Below are 16,745 nucleotides of genomic sequence, written 5' to 3' on the forward strand. Positions count from 1 at the left end.
CGCTATTTAATCATGAATCACCGCTGCACGGCGCATGTGTTTCTTTAACAATATTCACCTTAATCGTGAATTTTCTTCATGCACCGCGGTTCGGGGCTATTTCAGCTGCCAACTGCGTCAAGCCTTTCCGCTTGCGCTCCAGCCATAAGCATCCGGTCTATGCCCTGCTCGATGCGGCTGCACAGTTCCCGCTGCAGTTCGCTGCCGATTTTCATGCGCCCGATATTGCTTTGCACATGGGCCAGCGCCTCTGAACGGCTGGCCTGGCCGTGCTGAATGGCATACAGGCAGCCCAAAATGGCGCCGCGCAGCAGCGCCTCATGCGGCAGCCCGTGTTTCAGATTCGTTTCCAGCGAACCCAGCACGCGCTCCCGCGCATTCAGCTTGCGCAGCGGATCACGCGCCACGCGCGCGCAAGGGTCTTTATAGGCGCTCTGGCAAGAGGCCAAAAACGCATCCGCCAGCCGGTCTAAATCCTGCCGATATTCCGGCACTTCAAGGCTCAGCCCCTGCTTGACCTCGGCCATCAGCTGCGCAGCAAACCGCTGCACGCGCGCATCGGCCATAGCCAGCCCAATGGCTGGATGCCCCAGCTGGCTGGCATGCCACGCGGTCATGGCATGCACGCCATTCCACAGCCGGTTTTTAATCAGCTGAATATCCGCAATATTATCCACCAGAATCATTTGGCGCATTTTGCTCAGCAGCGGGCTGGCATTTTCAGCATAAATCGGCATGTCGGTTTCCGCATTAAACAGAATCAAGTCCATATTCTGCAGAATATGGCTGGGCTGAAAATTGCGGCGCAAATCTTCCACATACAGCGCTGCCTGGCGTTCCTGATCTGCATTGAGCCGGGTCGCATCTTCCAGTTCAATTTGATCACCCTCGCCTTCCTGCCGGTGCTGCTGGAAAATGCTGTGCTTAATCCGCAACTGGCGGTACAGGTTCTGGTCACTGAGCTTGGATACCATGCGGTTCACCACCGTGTCGCAGAAATAGTGCTGCGCCATAATTTTTTCGGCGATTTCTGCATCGGAAATCTCCAGCAGGGCTTTTTTGACCTTTTGCATAAACAGCTGCTTTGCGCCGACTTTATTCAGGATAATCAGCAAAGTCAGCGGCGCTTCCTGCTGTTCAAAAGCCATGTGGCGCGCCATCAGCCCCTGGGCAATTGTTTTGGCTTCCTGCGCAATGGCCTGTTCCGGCAGGCACACCGCTATCATGCAGGATTCCGTATACATTTCCTGCATCTGCTCCAAATTTCCCGCATCAATGACCTGCATATTTTCAATCCGTTCATCGTAAGACACCTGGCCGTAGCGGATGCAGTAAGCGCCAAATGCATTGACCGCGGACTGATACAGCGGGTTGCGGGTCGATGCATAGATGCGTTTCGGCCGGGTATAGCCATCCCACTGCGAAAAAATCTGCGCAATATAGCCGCCGCCGATGGCGCCAAAGCCGTGGATGCCTACACTGAGCTGGTTCAGGCTTTGCGGAAAGGCATCCGTGAGCTTCGGCATGGCCAGATGGCTGACAAAGCGGTCTAAATCTTCAAAGCAGGCATACATATCTTCATAGTAGAAATCCGCATTGCGCATCATTTCATCATTCGGCGCTTTAATATCTTTCAGCAGAATGGTCAGGCCGCGCGCTTGACGCGCTGAACGCAGGCCGTTGGCCGAATCTTCAAACATCAGGCAGGCTGCCGGGTCCAAATTCAGCTTTTCGGCAGCCGTGATGAAAATTTCAGGATGCGGCTTGCCCTGCTTGACTTCATCGCCGCAGACCAACACATCAAAGAATTTATAGACATTGGCATTGATCAAGTATTCTTCCGCAATGGCGCGCCGGCTGGAAGTCGCAACCGCCATGCGCAGGCCGGATTTGCGCAGGCGTTCCAGCACCTGAACCAAGCCTTTTTTAATCGGCACGCCGTATTGGCGCACGCTTTCCAGTTCCAGCGCATCTGCGCGCTGGCGGATTTCCGCATAGGGAATGTCTTCGCCGTATTCCTGCTTGGCCAAGGCTTCGGCGCTGGCGGCGCTCAGCCCTAAACAGGCCATGAGATAGGCGTCGGAAAATTCAACGCCATGCAGCGCCAGAGACGCCTGTTTCAAGGTTTGAAACCGGAGCCGTTCAGTATCAAACATGGTTCCGTCCATATCAAAAATTGCGCCATTGATGTTTTTTTGATGAAATTTAAGCATTTATATCCCTAAGCATTTTTTTCAGGATTTATGCTATAGAACAATATGCGCTCAAAGGAAAAAGCATAAAGATTGAAACAATATTGAGTATTTTTTAATCAAAAATTGCCTGTTTGCTTTATTTTTTGTATTGTTTTTCCAACTTTTAAGTTAATCCATGTAAGCATTCCGCGCAAAAAATCCGCGGAATGCGCTTAATTGCGGCTTGCTTCCTGATGACGGCGCTGGGATTCTAAATAAAACCGCGCATGCTGATGCCCCTTAGCTGCAGCCATGTTCATCAGCTTTTCTGCTGTTCCGGCTTTATTTAAGGGGCTGCTGCTGAGTGCGCCCTCTGCATATGACATCGCCAATTCAAACTGCTGGCTGGCCGGGGCGGTTTCCGCCAGCTTCAGCATTTTCTGTTCGGCAGCGCGGTTTTTGCGCATGGCAGCCTGCAGGTAGCAGTCATAAGCTGCTTGGCGGTCTTTAATGACGCCTGCTGCGCCTTTCATATACAGATCGCCCATTTTTTCCAATGCCTGCGGGTTGCCCCGGTCGGCCAGGCGCTTATACCAGTACAGCGCCTGCTCTTCATTTTTAGCCGTGCCCGTGCCGCTTTCATAAAATTGCGCCAGCTGGAAAATCGCCTCTTGGCTTCCCAAAGCTGCCAATTTTTCCAAATCCTGCATGGCTTTTTTCATTTCCGCCGGCGTGTGGGCATTGCGCGCATAGAGCAAAGCAATTTTGTCCCCTGCGCCGGACGGCCTTTTCTTTTGATATTCCTTAAACCAGTACAGCGCTTTTTGGTCATTCTGCACCATGCCGGATGCGCCATTCAAATACATTTCACCCAGCCGGTAAGACGCCTGCCAATTTCCAGCCTGATGCGACAGTTCATACAGCGCTGCGGCTTTGACGGCATTTTGCGCAGTGCCCAAGCCCTGCCGGTACATTTCCGCCAAGTGGTAGCTGACGCCTTCGTGATGAATATCCAGCTGATTGAAAATTTTAAAGGCTTGGGCATGGCTGCTGCCGGCGCTGCTGTGCAGATAATCCAAGGCCAGATTATACAGCTGATAGAACCGCTTGCTGTCCTGCTCAAAATAAGCAGAAGGCTGGCCTTGATTGTTCCCATTGATTTCCGCCTGTGATTTGACCCGCTCTGCAATGCTGCTGTCATCCAAATCAAACTCTGGAATAATGCTTCTTCCCTGCTTAATCTGCTCACGATACGGCGCCACGGCATCAAACCAATGCTGAGCCTGCGCTGGATTGACTGCGGTTCCAACACCCTGTTCATACATATGGGCAAGCAGCAGCTGGGATTCTTTCTGGCCTTTTTCAGCAGCCTTTTTAAACCATTGAAATGCTTCTTGGTTGTCGCCGGCCACGCCCATGCCGGTAAAATACATGAAACCCAGATACTGCATGGAATAAGCATGCCCCTGTCCGGCAGCTTGGATATACCATTGCAGGCCTTCATCAAAATTGCGCTCTGCGCCATAGCCGTTGACCAGCAGCCATGCCAGCTGCGATTGGGCAAGCGCATTGCCGGTCTTTGCCAGCTTCAGGCTGTATGCATAGGCTTGGTCATAGTCATGAAACGGCGATTCACGCCGGATAAACCGGTCAATGGCTTCTTCCTGCGCTAAGGCATGGCCGGCATCGGCAGCTTTCAGCATCCATTCAAAAGACAGCTTGGCATCGCTGGATTTCAGGCGCATGGCCAGCTGGTACATGGCTTCTGCATCGCCTTGTTCCGCTTTTTTCTCAATCAGATAATCTTTGAATGCGCTGACCTGCCGGTCACATCCGGAAAGCCCGAATAGCGCTGAAAAGCAGAGAAAAATTAAAAAGCGCTGATGCATGCCGATGGTTCATATTTTATTTTTAAGCATTTGAGTATATAGGATTTTTTTAGGAATTCTCCAGCCATTAACGGGTCATTACCGGGTCATTACCGGGTCATTACCGGGTCATTTCCGGCTGTTTTTTAATGCAGCCGGCTTTTTTAACTCACGTTAACTCTCAACAGCCCTTAATATAAATCAGATAATGCATTTAAATAATCTTGGTTTAACTGTACTGAACATCGAGCATAAAGGGCCGGCGCCAGAGATCCTTGACCGGCAGTATCTGAAATTGCTTCACATTGAGTTGCCGCATAGTTTTTCCATGCAGAAAATGCCTTCTTCGCTTTGGCTGTTGTATATTTATTTTCTTCAATTTCAATTTGATTATAAATATCATTAGCTAAATCCTGCAAACACCCTATCATTTCAATATTTGCGAGTTGTGAGCATTGATCTTTAATGTAATTTATTTCTAAGTTGTTTTTTTCTTTTTGCAGCGATTTATTGAATCCAATATCATTTTTAAATTCTTGATAAGTATTCATATTAGCTTCACTTACATAAATGGCGCCAATATAATCATTATGAGCCTGATCTGATTTTCCATATTTTTCGGCTAAGCTTTCTGCAGCATACGAATAACTAGAAATACAGCCAATCATAAATAGAACTGGCGGCTTGCTGATAAATGATTTAACAATAAACATAGATGTCTCAAGCTTCTGTATAAAATAGTTTTTCATAAAAAACGATCATATATGATATTTTTAATACTGTAGAGGGTTTTGATTAAGAGCCATTATTTTCTATAAGACTTTCGTGAGATATACGCGGAAAAATTAAACTTATGCAATAAAAAACCATTGAAGTGTACCTGCATTTAATATAGCGGACGTTACATAAAGTGACCCTGTTAGAACCCGATAAAATGTCTGGTTTATAATGGCCTTACAACCTGCTACGCTAAGCAATCAATCCAGTCGAGCCACATACCTTAATCAAGAGAAAAACGAATGAAAAAATTACTCCTCTTAGCCATTGCATCAGCTTGCAGCGCTGCCGTTTGGGCTTCCCCATCATGTGACCGTCTTGCAAAAATTGCTGATGATAATGGGACGATGTTTGGAACAAAATACAGCTTTGTCGTTCAAGGGAATAAAGGCTTCCGCACATATTTCCATTCAGCGCCATCAAATCAATGCAAGATCAAAAACCTATTCGTAATACCGAAAGACTCGGTCATTGCATACCAAGAATTCAAAAATGAAAATCAGACTTGGCTTTATGTCATGTACATTGACAGGAACGGCAATGACACATCCGGCTGGGTTAAAGCGCGGGATTTCAAAATTTCCGGCTCCTTAAGCCCTGCCCGATAATTAACAAGCAAGTAAAATCAGCAAGCAAGACATAGCCTTATGGAAAAACTGATCTTTTTTGCAATGAATTCAACCTTAAGGCTCTAATTCTGCACTGTTTTACGCTTATTTTGGGTTAAAATAAGAAAGCGTAAATTATGTGAGCAGCGGTAAAATTCGCACGCACATTTATGCCGCTAAGCAAGATGATTACTCATCAATCACATCAGCAAACTGCGCGCCCAAAACTTTGGCCAAGTCTTGCGGCTTTAAGCCGATGTCCAGGCCTCGCTTGCCGCCGCTGACATACATTTTCGCCAAGCTTTCTGCAGAAGCGTCAATCACGGTTTTTAAGCGTTTCTTCTGCCCGACTGGGCTGATGCCGCCGACCAGATAGCCAGTTAAACGTTCAGCAACTTTCGGGTCTGCCATATGCAGTTTTTTGCAGCCGAAAGCAGACGCTGCTTTTTTCAAATTCAGCTGATATTCCACAGGCAGCACGGTAATAAAGTAATTCTTATCATCGGTGACCATCAGCGTTTTGAACACTTCTTCAACCGTCAGCCCCAGTTTTTCAGCAGCTTCAAGGCCAAAGCTTTTGGCCGCGGGGTCATGTTCATATTCATGAATAGAAAATTCAATTTTGTTCGATTTTAAAAGTTTACAGGCGGGCGTCATTTCTTTTTTCAGGATTATCTAAAAACAATCACTGCATTATATGCTTTTCATTGCAGATTTTGCAGCGCTTGGCAGATTCGGCTGCTTTAATTCACTGGCTTTAAATCGCACATCTTTCAAATTCAGCAAATAACTGAGAAAAACTGCTGCGCTTAAAATAACCGCAGCCGCACAAGTCCTAAGCAGGATGCCAGCTTTAGAATAGGAAAAGCACTGAATGCTTTTTAGGGCCAAGCCAGCTGATTTACGGCGCTACTATCTTATATGCATGCAGAAAGCGGATTGGATGATCAACATCCTGCGCCATTCAGAAAAACTTAATGCGCACATTTTAAACCTGAAAAACGGCAGAATATAAATACAATTGAAAACAGCTGAGAAAAACGTTTAAAATCCATGCAAAATCAGACGCTAAAATAAAGACAATGCCTTCTATTTACCAATTAAAGCCCGCATTTCAAAATTTATTGCGTCCATTGGTCAAAGCGCTGTACCGCATGGGCGTGAGCGCAAATGCGGTGACGCTGAGCGCCATGTTCATTTCAGTGGGGCTGGCTGCTGGCCTGTACGCTTACTACCTGAAGCATGCAGTCAATTGGCTGATCTTGCTGTTTCCATTGTGGATGCTGCTGCGCATGGCGTTTAATGCCATCGACGGCATGCTGGCGCGCGAGTTTCAGCAGCAGTCCAAACTGGGCGCTTTCTATAATGAACTCTGCGACATCATTTCCGATACCGCGCTGTACCTTTGCCTGATTGCTTTCAGCGCTGTGCAGAATGAACTGCTGCTGCTGGCGGCTTTCCTTGCTATTTTAGCTGAATATGCCGGGGTAATGGCGCCTCTAGTGGGTCAGGAACGGCGCTACGATGGCCCGATGGGGAAAAGCGACCGCGCCTTCTGGTTCAGCCTGATTTGCATCATTTTACTGGCGCAGCACTGGCTGGAATTTTCAGCGCAGCTGCTGTTTTACCTCTGCAGCGGCTTGCTTGCGCTGATTAACCTGCTGCTCTGCCTTACGGTCTATAACCGGATTAAAAACAGCTTGAAATAATTTTATCACCTTTAAAAATGGGATTAGCAATGCATAACAATAATCAGCACACCTTTAAAACGCATGACGGCACTGAGCTGTTTTACCGGCATTGGCGCAGCACCGCGTCCAAATCCAAACCCAAGAAAGCGGTTTTGCTGTTCCACCGCGGCCATGAACACTCCGGCCGCATGGCGCATCTGGTTGAAGAGCTGCAGCTGCCCGAGTTTGACTTTTTCGCCTGGGATGCCCGCGGCCACGGCGAATCTCCCGGCGAACGCGGCGATGCGCCGAGCTTCTCCGCCTGCGTCAAGGACATTCAATACTTTGTACAGCATATTCAGCAGCGCTACAGCATTGATTCTAAAAACATTGCCGTAGTTGCGCAAAGCGTTGGCGCGGTCATGGCCTCCGCGTGGGTGCATGATTATGCCCCTAAAATCCGCGCGCTTTGCCTAGCCTCTCCGGCCTTTGACATTAAGCTGTATGTGCCTTTTGCCAAACCCGGCTTAAGCGTCCTGAGCCAGCTCAAAGGCAATTTTTTCATTAACAGCTATGTCAAAGCCAAAATGCTGACCCATGATGAAGAACGCGCGCAAAGCTACGGCACCGACCCGAAAATTGCCCGGGCGATTTCCGTGCGCATGCTGCTGGGGCTGTACGCTGCGTCTAAACGCATTGTTGATGATGCGCAAAATATTTATGTGCCGACGCAGGTGCTGAGTTCAGGCTCAGATTTTGTGGTGCATCAGAAACCGCAGTGGGACTTTTATCAAAAACTGCCGCATCCGCATAAAGAATTCCATATCTTAGACGGCTTTTACCATGACACTTTAGGTGAAAAGCAGCGCGGGATTGCCCTGCAGAAAATCCGCCGCTTTATCGTGCAATGCTTTGCCAAGCCCTATCAGGCGCCGAATGTGCTGCATGCCGACAAAATTGGCGCCAGCTGCGCCGTGGCGGAAAACCTCAGCGCAGCGCTGCCGCCTAAATCCATCAAGCAGTCTTTTTGGGCGCTGACTAAAAAGAACCTGAAAATAGGCAGCCTGCTGTCCAAAGGCCTGAAAATTGGCGAAGAAACCGGCTATGACTCCGGCAGCACGCTGGATTTCGTCTACCGCAATCAGGCTGAAAGCGCCAATCCCATCGGCAAAATCATTGACCGCCAATATCTGAATGCGATTGGCTGGCGCGGCATACGGGTGCGCAAGCAGAATATAGAAGCGCTGCTGAACAAATACGCGAAGGTTCTGCTGGAACAGGGCAAAGCGCTGAAGATCATGGATATCGCTGCGGGCCATGGGCGCTATATTTTAGACGCCGCAGCGCAATTGCCTCAGCGCCCGGCCTCCATTTTACTGCGCGACTACAGCCCGGTGAATGTCAAAGCCGGCCAAGCCCTGATTGCGGAGCGCGGCCTGCAGGATATTGCGCAATTTGCCGAAGCGGACGCCTTTAATGCCGAATCTTTGGCCCATGTCGAACCGAAGCCGAATTTGGCGGTGGTGTCCGGACTGTATGAGCTGTTCAATGATAATGACCTGCTGCGCCAGTCGCTGCAAGGCCTGAGCCAAGCGCTAGAAGATGAAGGCTATCTGATTTATACCGGTCAAATTTGGCATCCGCAGCAGGAATTCATCGCCCGCGCGCTGACCTCTCACCGCGCAGGCAATGCATGGGTCATGCGCCTGCGCTCTCAGGCGGAAATGGACGCGCTGGTGGAAGAAGCCGGCTTTCAGAAGATCGACCAATGCATTGATGACTTTGGCATTTTTACCGTTTCCGTAGCGAAAAAATTAAAAAGCAAGCCCTAAGCGGCCCATCCATAATTCATCATGAAAGAGGTCTGCATGCAGGAACTGACTAAGCAAAGCGGCACATGGCGATGGGGGCTGCTCTGCCTGCTGTTTCTTGCGCCGCTGTTTTTTTTAAGTTACGGCTTCGCCAACCAATATGCTGCAGGGCTGGCTGAGGTTCCCGTGATGGTCTTTGGCTGGGAAAAGCATATTCCGCTCTGGCCTTGGACAATTGTGCCTTACTGGTCAATTGACCTGTTTTATGGCCTGTCGCTGCTGCTGTGCTGGAATAAATTTGAACTGCGCCAGCATGTATTGCGCCTGTTAGCGGCGCAGTTGATTTCTATCAGCTGCTTTCTGCTGTTTCCGCTGAAATTCAGCTTTGAGCGCCCCGAACTGCAGGGCTTCTTCGGCTTATGGTTTGATGTGCTGATGGGCTTTGACAAGCCGTTTAATCAGGCGCCCTCGCTGCATATTGTCCTGCTGATCATCCTGTGGGATTTTTACCGGCGCCATGCGCCCGGCCGCTGGAAGCGTGTTGCCGATATTTGGGCATTTTTAATCGGCTTATCGGTGCTGACCACATGGCAGCATCACTTTATTGATATCCCGACAGGGCTATTAGCCGGCGCGCTTTGCCTCTGGCTGTTTCCTGTTACGGCTAAAGCGCCTTGGCGCAATAACCGCCTTTCCCGCACCTCGCCCAAACATTTCAAACTGGCGCTTTACTATTTAAGCGCTGCCATTATGTTGACCCTGACGGCTTATCTCCTCCGGTCATGGACTTTATGGCTGCTGTATCCCGCCGCTAGCCTGCTCATGGTCAGCAGCGCTTATGCGCTGAACCGCCCGCATTTTTTTCAAAAGCAGGCCAATGGCAGAATGACTGCAGGCGCTTGGCTGCTATTTGCGCCTTATTTCTGCTTTGCATGGCTGAACAGCCGCTTTTGGACCCGCAAGCATCCGGAAGATTCCAAGATCATCCGCATTGAACACACTGAAATTTATTTAGGCCGGATTCCAAATACAAGCCATGCGCAAAACTATGCGGCGCTGTTTGATGCCTGTGCAGAGCTTCCCGTGCAGGCGGGCTGCGCTTACCGGCAGTTCATCAGCCTGGACCTTATGCCCCTTCAGGCAGCTCAATTGGCGGAGGCAGCAAACCAGTTTCAGCAGCTGTTTGCAGAACTGGATAATTCTTCAGGCCAAGCGCAAAAGCTGCTGATTTTCTGCGCCTTGGGCTACTCCCGCAGCAGCGCTATTTTAGCGGCGTGGCTCATGCAGCAAGGCCATGCAGCATCCGCAGCGCAGGCGGTTGCGCTGATTCAGTCCGCGCGGCCGTGGGTGGTCATCAGAGCACCGCAAATGCAGCAGCTGGAAAGCTATCAGCGCCAGTTAAAAGGGCCTGCGCCATGAAAATGAATTTGACGGTACTGAGCAAGCTGCTGCAGTCCACGCGCGGGCTGCTGCTGTCAGGCTATGCGGCCTTTGGGCTCAGCTTTATGCTCCTGCTGCAGTTCAATTCATTCAGCCTGTACCGCTTTTCCGCGCTGATTTTCTGTTCACTGCTGCTGGCGGCGCATCATTACCTGTCCATACGGGTGCTGTTCGATGCCCGGCTGCTGGAGGCCTTAGCGCAGTCTGAACAGCCTCTGCATGAAATCACGGCAGATTTAGACCAAAGCTTAATTCAGCTCAAGCTGATGCCTCAGGCGAAAGCCGGCCGCGGCTGGACTGAGCGGCTTCAGGGCTGCATCCGGCTGTTTAAAGCGCAAGCCTGTTTGCTATTTATGCAGTATCTTGCTCTAATTTGCCTAGCGTTTTGGACTTTAACAATAAATTATCAGGCCAGTTGACCATGCCGCAGACCGAAAGAAAGCCCAACTTACTGTCCCGAGCCTGCGCCCGCTTTATCGCATTTTTGACCCGGCGCGGCGCGCGCCTATTAACCGGCGCGCGCAGCCTTTGGGCCGGGTGCAAGCCGGAAATGAAGCAGCGGATTTACTTCGCCAATCACAACAGCCATATCGATTTTATTTTGCTGTGGTCATCTTTGCCCAGGCATATCCGCTGCCGGACCCGCCCGGTTGCCGCCTCAGATTACTGGCTGAAAGACGGTTTGCGGCGATTTTTAATTCAGGATGCTTTTTCCGGCGTCACCATACGGCGCAGCGGCGGGAACGGCGAAGACCCCTTGCAGCCGGTAAAAGCGGTGCTCGCAGAAGGCTATTCAATTATTTTCTTCCCGGAAGGCACACGCAATTTAGATGATGATGTTGAGCTGCTGCAGTTTAAAAGCGGCCTTTACCATCTTAAGCAGCAGTTTCCAGACGTTGAAATTGTCCCGGTGTGGATTTCCAATTTAAAGCGCGTCATGCCTAAAGGCGCTTTGGTGCCGCTGCCGCTGCTGTCCACCGTCATCTTTGGCTGTCCATTGAACACGCAGCTGATGCAGGATAAAGCTGAATTTCTGCAGTATGCGCAAAGCGAATTGCTTAAATTAAAAGAGGTTGAATATCAATGAATTTAACCAATTTGCAGATGACCTATCTATTATTCGGCATTTTTGCCGCTATTTTAGTGATTGCCTCCAGCATTGGGCATATTTTAAAGCGCAAAGCCGGGCTGAAGCCTGCGCCGGTCATTGATAATTTAAACGCGCGCATCAATGCATGGTGGGTCATGCTGCTGGTTTTAGGCACAGCCATTCTGATTGGAAAAATCACATTTATCATCCTGTTCGGCTTAATTTCCCTGTTTGCCTTGCGCGAATTCATCAGCCTGCTGCCGACACGGCGCGGCGACTATTTTCCGCTGCTGATCGCGTTTTATTTTGTCATTCCCTATCAATATTATCTGGTCTACATTGACTGGTACGGCCTGTATTCCATCTTCATCCCGCTGTACGTATTTTTACTGATTCCCATTGCCACGCTCAAGCAGGAAGATACCACCTTTTTCTTAGAGCGCAGCGCTAAAATTCAATGGGGGCTGATGGTGTGCGTATTCTGCATTTCCCACGTCCCTGCACTGATCAATCTGAAGCTCCCGGGCTTTCAGGGCGATAAAATCTGGCTGGCGCTCTGGCTGATTATGGTGGTGCAAACCTCTGATGTGCTGCAGTATGTCTGCGGAAAATTATTCGGTAAGCACAAGGTCGCGCCGGTTCTGTCGCCGTCAAAAACCATTGAAGGCTTAATTGGCGGGATTGCCCTTGCCACCGCTTTAGGCGTGGCGATGTCTTGGCTGACACCGTTCAGCTACTGGCAGGCTGCGCTGATTGGCTTTATTGTTTGCATCTTCGGCTTTTTTGGCGGGCTGGTGATGTCCGCTATTAAGCGCGACCGCGGCGTGAAGGACTGGGGGCAGCTGATTCACGGGCACGGCGGCATGCTGGACCGGATTGATTCCATCTGCTTCTCTGCGCCTATTTTCTTTCATATTTTGCGCTATTGGTGGTCATAAGCATGCGTTAAAAGCAGCTGGCTGTGATAAGGCCAGTCAATTAAGCATTTTTAATTCTCAGTAATAAACTCTTTCATAAATCATTTTGCACAATATTTAATTCACAATGGGAATTCCCTCTCCTTTTTAAGGAGACTTGCGCGGAATACCGCTCAGGGAGAGGATTTTATTAAAAAAACTCCCTCATCTTAACCTTCTCCCTGAGCCATATATGAAGCAAGAGAAGGAGCTTTTCAATATTAATTCCACTGCCAATTAATGATCATTTGTTAATTTATGAAAGAAGTCTAATAAAATTACGCTTAACTGAGCAGCATTAGTCTTGCCTTTATACTTTTAAAACGGCTCTAAGCAATTGATAAAACAGGTGTGCTGATATGAAAAAACCCGAGCCTTATTAAAATACGTGTTCTCACTTATATTTCAACTTTACAGGCTCAGGTTTTGCTTTAAATCAGGCGATGCCGCAGCGGGCAATAAGCCTTATTTTACGGTGATTTACAGGGTTTATTCACCCGCTTCCGCTGGAAGCAGCATCAGCACGGAGTCATTCAGCAGCTGCGCAATATCTTCCAGAATCTCCTGATCAAACAGCGCTTCATCCAGAGCAATCGGCTGGCCATCCGCCAGCTGCTTCAAATACGGCGCAAACTGCTCTGAAATGCAGATGCCTTCGCCATTGGCCCAAAACAGCAGCGCATCGTCCTGATCTGTATACAGCAGGCGGGACGCAGGCTCCAGCATCAGCTGATAGCCCTGCTCCAGCGCTTCTTCCAGATCGCCGGCGCCAATTTCTTCCGCTTCCGGAATATTTTCCGGATATTTCGGCTCAGACATCAGGCTCATAATGGCGTCTTCCAGCACTGCCGGATTCTGCAATTGTTCAAACAGTTTTTCTTTCAGATATTTCAGCTCATTTTGGGTGATTTGCCCAATCGGGCTGTGCTGATCGCGGATGATGTCTGCAAGCGGGTTCTTCAGCAGCTGATCATCCGAAAATTTGTCGCTGACGCGGTCCATCATTTCCGTAATATTCGGCATGCGGAAACCGAAAGAAAACGTCAGGCACTCATCTTCCGCAACGCCGTAATGCGACAGGCCCGGCGGCACATACAACAAGTCGCCCGGCGCCAGCACTTCATCAAAATTCACTTCCATATCCGGCAGCAGGCGCAGCGGCTGCCCGGCTGCGAACTCGGTGTCTGCATCACACATTTGCCCCAGCTGCCAGCGCCTGTGGCCATAGCCTTGCACCAAAAACACATCGTAAAAATCAAAATGCTTGCCAACTGAACCGCCTTTCGGCGCATAGGACACCATAATGTCATCACGGCGCCATTGCGGAATGAAGGAAAACTTCTTCCAAAGTTCCGAAAGGTCAAAGGAATAATGATCCACAGCCTGCACCAGCAAAGTCCAAAGCTTCGGCATTTTCTGAAAGTCGCCCTTAATCAGCGGAGAAGATTTCACTGTCCACTGCTCCGGGTCTTTGTCTTTCTGCTTGATCAGGCGCGCGCTGATGTGCTCTTCCAGCGCCAGCTCCATCACATCATCCGGCTCCAGCAAGCCGGCAATTTCCGGCAAGGCATTGCGCACCAGCAAAGGTTTTTTCTGCCAGTATTCGGCAAGAAACTGCTCGGCGGAAATGCCGCCTAAAATATCTATGGGTTGGGACATAACAAAACTACGCGTTAAATTTTGCGTATTGTCCCTTGAGACGCATCTCTGCGCAAGTTTAAGGCTTGGAAATTCGGCCCCTTCTTTATTTTTTCCTGAACAGCGCGCAGCTGTTTCAGCATCATGAAGATTTTAAATTGATGATGGCCTGAATTACCGTTTCACCCTTGGCTGACCTGATATTCAGCTGGCCGCCCATGCGCTCTACCCGCGTTTTCATGCTGCGCATGCCAATGCTCATGCCATTCTGCTTAACACAGTCCACATCAAAGCCAACGCCGTTGTCCTGAATGACCAGCTCCAGCTGATGCGGGCCGCTAAAGCTCATCCCGACCTGCACATGCGTGGCTTGGCTATGCTTCAGCACATTGGTCAGGCTTTCTTCCAGCACCCGGATCAGATTCAGGCACTGCAATGCGGACGGCTCCGCCTCCCACCGCTGCGCAAAGCGCCATGCTGCATGAATGTCCAGCTCATCCATAAGCTGGCTGAAACGGTGGCGCACCGGCGCCACCCAAAGGATTGGCGACTCAGGGATCTTATCGTCTGAAGCGGAACCACTGTCAATAATCTGGCGCAAGTCATCGCGCAATAATTTCAGCATCGACAGAAACTGCTGATTTGGAATATTCTTCTCGCACTGATCCACTAAAATCATCGAGCGCACAATTGAAGCGCCTAAGCCGTCATGCAGGTCATGCGACAGCTTCATGCGCTCCTGCAGGCGCGCATTGAACAGCGCCAGGCGGTGCTTGTCATTCAGGCTGGAGCTCAAATCCAAGCTCACCTGCTGCACCTTGGTTGACAGTTCCTCATTAAACTGTTCAATTTTTTTAATATTCCTATTCAACCGCGCGCCCAGAATCACTACAATAAACAGCATAATCAGCGGTGAAGTATAAGGCGATAAAGGCGCAATATCATTGCTGATGTCCGCATAGACCATATACACATCAAAAACGGCAAAGCTCACAATTGCCGTCATGCAGACTGCAAGGAAAATAGACTCCGCATGCCTTGTTCTAAACGCAGTCCAGCACAGATAAAGATACATCAGCAGAAAAACGCCGCAGTAAAATAAAAACACCGTGCCGAACAGCGGCTTCATCATGCTTAAAGAAACTGTCCATATGCTCAGGATAAAGCCTGCGGTCAGCAGCATCATGGCGCGTTCCAGTTTAGGCTTCCATACAGAGATAAAGCGCAGCAGGTAAATGCAGAAACACAGGATATACAGGATAAAAAAGCATAAGTTGGCGCGGGACGCCGCCAATGAATTTGGAAATGGCGCGGTTTCTGCAACCAGCACATAGGAAATAAAGCAAATCCACAGCAGCGAACTGAGGGCAAACCAGCCAAAGCTGCTTTCTGAGCGGCGGAACAGCCAAATCACCAGACAAATGATGCCTAAAACACCCGAAAGAATAATATTGATTTGAAATAGGGTTCGGGTATTCCAGATTATTTGCTGATGCGCGGCATCCGCCTGCATGACATTATTAAAGCTGATTTTACCGATGCCGGCGCTCTGCACAGCATAGCCATAAACATAAATGAGTATTTCATTGCTGCCGTTTTCCAGGCCGGAAATGGGCATTACCCAGAACCTTGGCATATTCCAGCTCTTAGACAATGGCTCCTGCAGATGCCGGTCACTCCACAGCATATCGCCATTTAAAAAAACCGCGCCGGCAGCGTTAATATAGTCAAGTGAAAATGCAATTGGCTCGGCTAGGCGCGCATCATCCCTGCACTGCCATGTCCATTCCAGCTTATACCATGCGCCGCCTGAATAATTCGGCCATGTTTCATCCCAGCGGTCCGGCAGCATTTTAACCGGCTCCCAGCCACTTTGCGGCAGCTGCAGATTTGAGTCCGTCTTCACTTTGGAGATGCTGTGCAGGTCTACCCGGCATTGGCCGTTAATTTCGTAGGAAGTAAATGCATAGCTGAAGGTGCTGGCTAAACAGCACAGCATGATGAGCCATGCATATTTCCATTGGCGCATTACAGGATTCCCAGTGACCGCGCAGTGCTGACCGCCTTTGTCCGCTTGGTGACCGACAGTTTCCGGTAAATATGCTTAATGTGGCTTTCGACCGTATAGCGCGAAACAAACAGCTGTTCTGCAATTTCACGGTTACTCAGGCCCTGCGCAACCAAGTTCAGTATCTCTTTTTCCCGCACGGTCAGCAGGTTGTGTTCAGCTTCTGAACTTTGCGGTGCAATAATGGCCGCATCGCTTTCAGATGCAGCAATCTGCTTGAGGATTTCCCGCGCAATAAAGGGATCAATCGGCGCGCCGCCGCGTAAAATGCTGCGGATCGACAGCAGCACCTCCGCATCATCGCGCTCTTTCAGCACATAGCCGGTTGCGCCGGCCTTAATAGCGCCAAACAGGCTTTCCTGAGTGCTCCAGGCAGAAATCACCAGGATCAGCGCATTGCTTTCCAAAGCGCGGATCTTTTCAATAATTTCAATGCCATTGCCGTCCGGCAGCCCCAAGTCAATCAGGGCCAGCGAGATCGGCTGCTGTTCCAGAAAAGCAAACGCTTCCTTTACGTTTTTAGCAAAAAGCAGGACATCATTGGCATAGCCCAGATCTATTAAAATTTTCCGCAATCTGAACTGGATAATTTCCTCGTCTTCAACCACCAGAACCGGTACCGGCAAAATTGCTTCCAATGCCATC

The 16,745-nt window shown here is 49.6% G+C and carries 14 protein-coding genes; 7 read left to right on the top strand and 7 right to left on the bottom strand.

Annotated features, from left to right (window positions below; all coding sequences use genetic code 11):
- Positions 1-101: 101 nt before the first annotated feature.
- The 3 genes from mtlD to RSA72_RS00285 all read right to left on the bottom strand — a co-directional run bounded on the left by mtlD (position 102) and on the right by RSA72_RS00285 (position 4,755).
- Positions 102-2,213 (bottom strand): bifunctional mannitol-1-phosphate dehydrogenase/phosphatase, encoded by a 2,112-nt coding sequence (mtlD, locus tag RSA72_RS00275; RefSeq protein ID WP_332623208.1) that lies wholly within the window; start codon positions 2,211-2,213, stop codon positions 102-104.
- Positions 2,214-2,407: 194 nt separating this feature from the next.
- On the bottom strand, positions 2,408-4,063 hold the full coding sequence (locus tag RSA72_RS00280; RefSeq protein ID WP_332623206.1) for a tetratricopeptide repeat protein: 1,656 nt from the start codon (positions 4,061-4,063) through the stop codon (positions 2,408-2,410).
- A gap of 170 nt (positions 4,064-4,233) precedes the next feature.
- Positions 4,234-4,755 (bottom strand): lysozyme inhibitor LprI family protein, encoded by a 522-nt coding sequence (locus RSA72_RS00285; protein ID WP_332623205.1) that lies wholly within the window; start codon positions 4,753-4,755, stop codon positions 4,234-4,236.
- Between the two features lie 306 nt (positions 4,756-5,061).
- Here RSA72_RS00285 and RSA72_RS00290 point away from each other — a divergent pair, with 306 nt between their 5' ends.
- A complete protein-coding gene (locus RSA72_RS00290) occupies positions 5,062-5,427 on the top strand; it encodes a hypothetical protein (RefSeq protein ID WP_332623204.1) in 366 nt (121 codons plus the stop codon).
- A gap of 189 nt (positions 5,428-5,616) precedes the next feature.
- Here the strand turns inward: RSA72_RS00290 and ybaK are convergent, their stop codons facing one another.
- The gene (gene ybaK / locus RSA72_RS00295; RefSeq protein ID WP_332623203.1) at positions 5,617-6,084 is read right to left on the bottom strand and encodes a Cys-tRNA(Pro) deacylase; all 468 of its coding nucleotides are present in this window, start codon (positions 6,082-6,084) and stop codon (positions 5,617-5,619) included.
- 425 nt (positions 6,085-6,509) lie between these two features.
- Here ybaK and RSA72_RS00300 point away from each other — a divergent pair, with 425 nt between their 5' ends.
- Genes RSA72_RS00300 through RSA72_RS00325 form a run of 6 tightly spaced genes read left to right on the top strand, consistent with a single transcriptional unit; the run spans position 6,510 to position 12,376 of the window.
- On the top strand, positions 6,510-7,136 hold the full coding sequence (locus tag RSA72_RS00300; protein ID WP_332623202.1) for a CDP-alcohol phosphatidyltransferase family protein: 627 nt from the start codon (positions 6,510-6,512) through the stop codon (positions 7,134-7,136).
- A gap of 29 nt (positions 7,137-7,165) precedes the next feature.
- On the top strand, positions 7,166-8,929 hold the full coding sequence (locus RSA72_RS00305; RefSeq protein ID WP_332623200.1) for a bifunctional alpha/beta hydrolase/class I SAM-dependent methyltransferase: 1,764 nt from the start codon (positions 7,166-7,168) through the stop codon (positions 8,927-8,929).
- A gap of 36 nt (positions 8,930-8,965) precedes the next feature.
- On the top strand, positions 8,966-10,327 hold the full coding sequence (locus RSA72_RS00310; protein ID WP_332632605.1) for a phosphatase PAP2/dual specificity phosphatase family protein: 1,362 nt from the start codon (positions 8,966-8,968) through the stop codon (positions 10,325-10,327).
- A complete protein-coding gene (locus tag RSA72_RS00315; protein ID WP_332623334.1) occupies positions 10,324-10,767 on the top strand; it encodes a hypothetical protein in 444 nt (147 codons plus the stop codon). Before RSA72_RS00310 ends, RSA72_RS00315 begins: the two co-directional genes overlap by 4 nt.
- A 2-nt stretch (positions 10,768-10,769) precedes the next feature.
- Complete coding sequence (locus RSA72_RS00320) at positions 10,770-11,435, top strand: lysophospholipid acyltransferase family protein (protein ID WP_332632607.1); 666 nt, start codon at positions 10,770-10,772, stop codon at positions 11,433-11,435.
- The gene (locus RSA72_RS00325; protein WP_068910860.1) at positions 11,432-12,376 is read left to right on the top strand and encodes a phosphatidate cytidylyltransferase; all 945 of its coding nucleotides are present in this window, start codon (positions 11,432-11,434) and stop codon (positions 12,374-12,376) included. Before RSA72_RS00320 ends, RSA72_RS00325 begins: the two co-directional genes overlap by 4 nt.
- Positions 12,377-12,883: 507 nt before the next feature.
- Here RSA72_RS00325 and RSA72_RS00330 read toward each other — a convergent pair.
- The 3 genes from RSA72_RS00330 to RSA72_RS00340 all read right to left on the bottom strand — a co-directional run bounded on the left by RSA72_RS00330 (position 12,884) and on the right by RSA72_RS00340 (position 16,744).
- A complete protein-coding gene (locus RSA72_RS00330) occupies positions 12,884-14,053 on the bottom strand; it encodes a ribosomal protein uL16 3-hydroxylase (protein ID WP_332623331.1) in 1,170 nt (389 codons plus the stop codon).
- Between the two features lie 121 nt (positions 14,054-14,174).
- Positions 14,175-16,061, bottom strand: coding sequence for a sensor histidine kinase (locus RSA72_RS00335; protein WP_332623330.1), 1,887 nt, complete (start codon positions 16,059-16,061; stop codon positions 14,175-14,177).
- A complete protein-coding gene (locus tag RSA72_RS00340) occupies positions 16,061-16,744 on the bottom strand; it encodes a response regulator transcription factor (RefSeq protein ID WP_332623329.1) in 684 nt (227 codons plus the stop codon). The genes RSA72_RS00335 and RSA72_RS00340 overlap by 1 nt, the downstream gene beginning before the upstream one ends.
- Position 16,745 lies beyond the last annotated feature (1 nt).

The sequence above is a fragment of the Acinetobacter sp. genome, from assembly GCF_036659555.1.
GTDB lineage: Bacteria > Pseudomonadota > Gammaproteobacteria > Pseudomonadales > Moraxellaceae > Acinetobacter.

What these genes read in the sequence shown, in the direction of transcription:
- mtlD (WP_332623208.1), bottom strand. Translation starts at nt 2,213, where the DNA reads ATGCTTAAATTTCATCAAAAAAACATCAATGGCGCAATTTTTGATATG.
- RSA72_RS00280 (WP_332623206.1), bottom strand. Translation starts at nt 4,063, where the DNA reads ATGCATCAGCGCTTTTTAATTTTTCTCTGCTTTTCAGCGCTATTCGGG.
- RSA72_RS00285 (WP_332623205.1), bottom strand. Translation starts at nt 4,755, where the DNA reads ATGTTTATTGTTAAATCATTTATCAGCAAGCCGCCAGTTCTATTTATG.
- RSA72_RS00290 (WP_332623204.1), top strand. Translation starts at nt 5,062, where the DNA reads ATGAAAAAATTACTCCTCTTAGCCATTGCATCAGCTTGCAGCGCTGCC.
- ybaK (WP_332623203.1), bottom strand. Translation starts at nt 6,084, where the DNA reads ATGACGCCCGCCTGTAAACTTTTAAAATCGAACAAAATTGAATTTTCT.
- RSA72_RS00300 (WP_332623202.1), top strand. Translation starts at nt 6,510, where the DNA reads ATGCCTTCTATTTACCAATTAAAGCCCGCATTTCAAAATTTATTGCGT.
- RSA72_RS00305 (WP_332623200.1), top strand. Translation starts at nt 7,166, where the DNA reads ATGCATAACAATAATCAGCACACCTTTAAAACGCATGACGGCACTGAG.
- RSA72_RS00310 (WP_332632605.1), top strand. Translation starts at nt 8,966, where the DNA reads ATGCAGGAACTGACTAAGCAAAGCGGCACATGGCGATGGGGGCTGCTC.
- RSA72_RS00315 (WP_332623334.1), top strand. Translation starts at nt 10,324, where the DNA reads ATGAAAATGAATTTGACGGTACTGAGCAAGCTGCTGCAGTCCACGCGC.
- RSA72_RS00320 (WP_332632607.1), top strand. Translation starts at nt 10,770, where the DNA reads ATGCCGCAGACCGAAAGAAAGCCCAACTTACTGTCCCGAGCCTGCGCC.
- RSA72_RS00325 (WP_068910860.1), top strand. Translation starts at nt 11,432, where the DNA reads ATGAATTTAACCAATTTGCAGATGACCTATCTATTATTCGGCATTTTT.
- RSA72_RS00330 (WP_332623331.1), bottom strand. Translation starts at nt 14,053, where the DNA reads ATGTCCCAACCCATAGATATTTTAGGCGGCATTTCCGCCGAGCAGTTT.
- RSA72_RS00335 (WP_332623330.1), bottom strand. Translation starts at nt 16,061, where the DNA reads ATGCGCCAATGGAAATATGCATGGCTCATCATGCTGTGCTGTTTAGCC.
- RSA72_RS00340 (WP_332623329.1), bottom strand. Translation starts at nt 16,744, where the DNA reads ATGGCATTGGAAGCAATTTTGCCGGTACCGGTTCTGGTGGTTGAAGAC.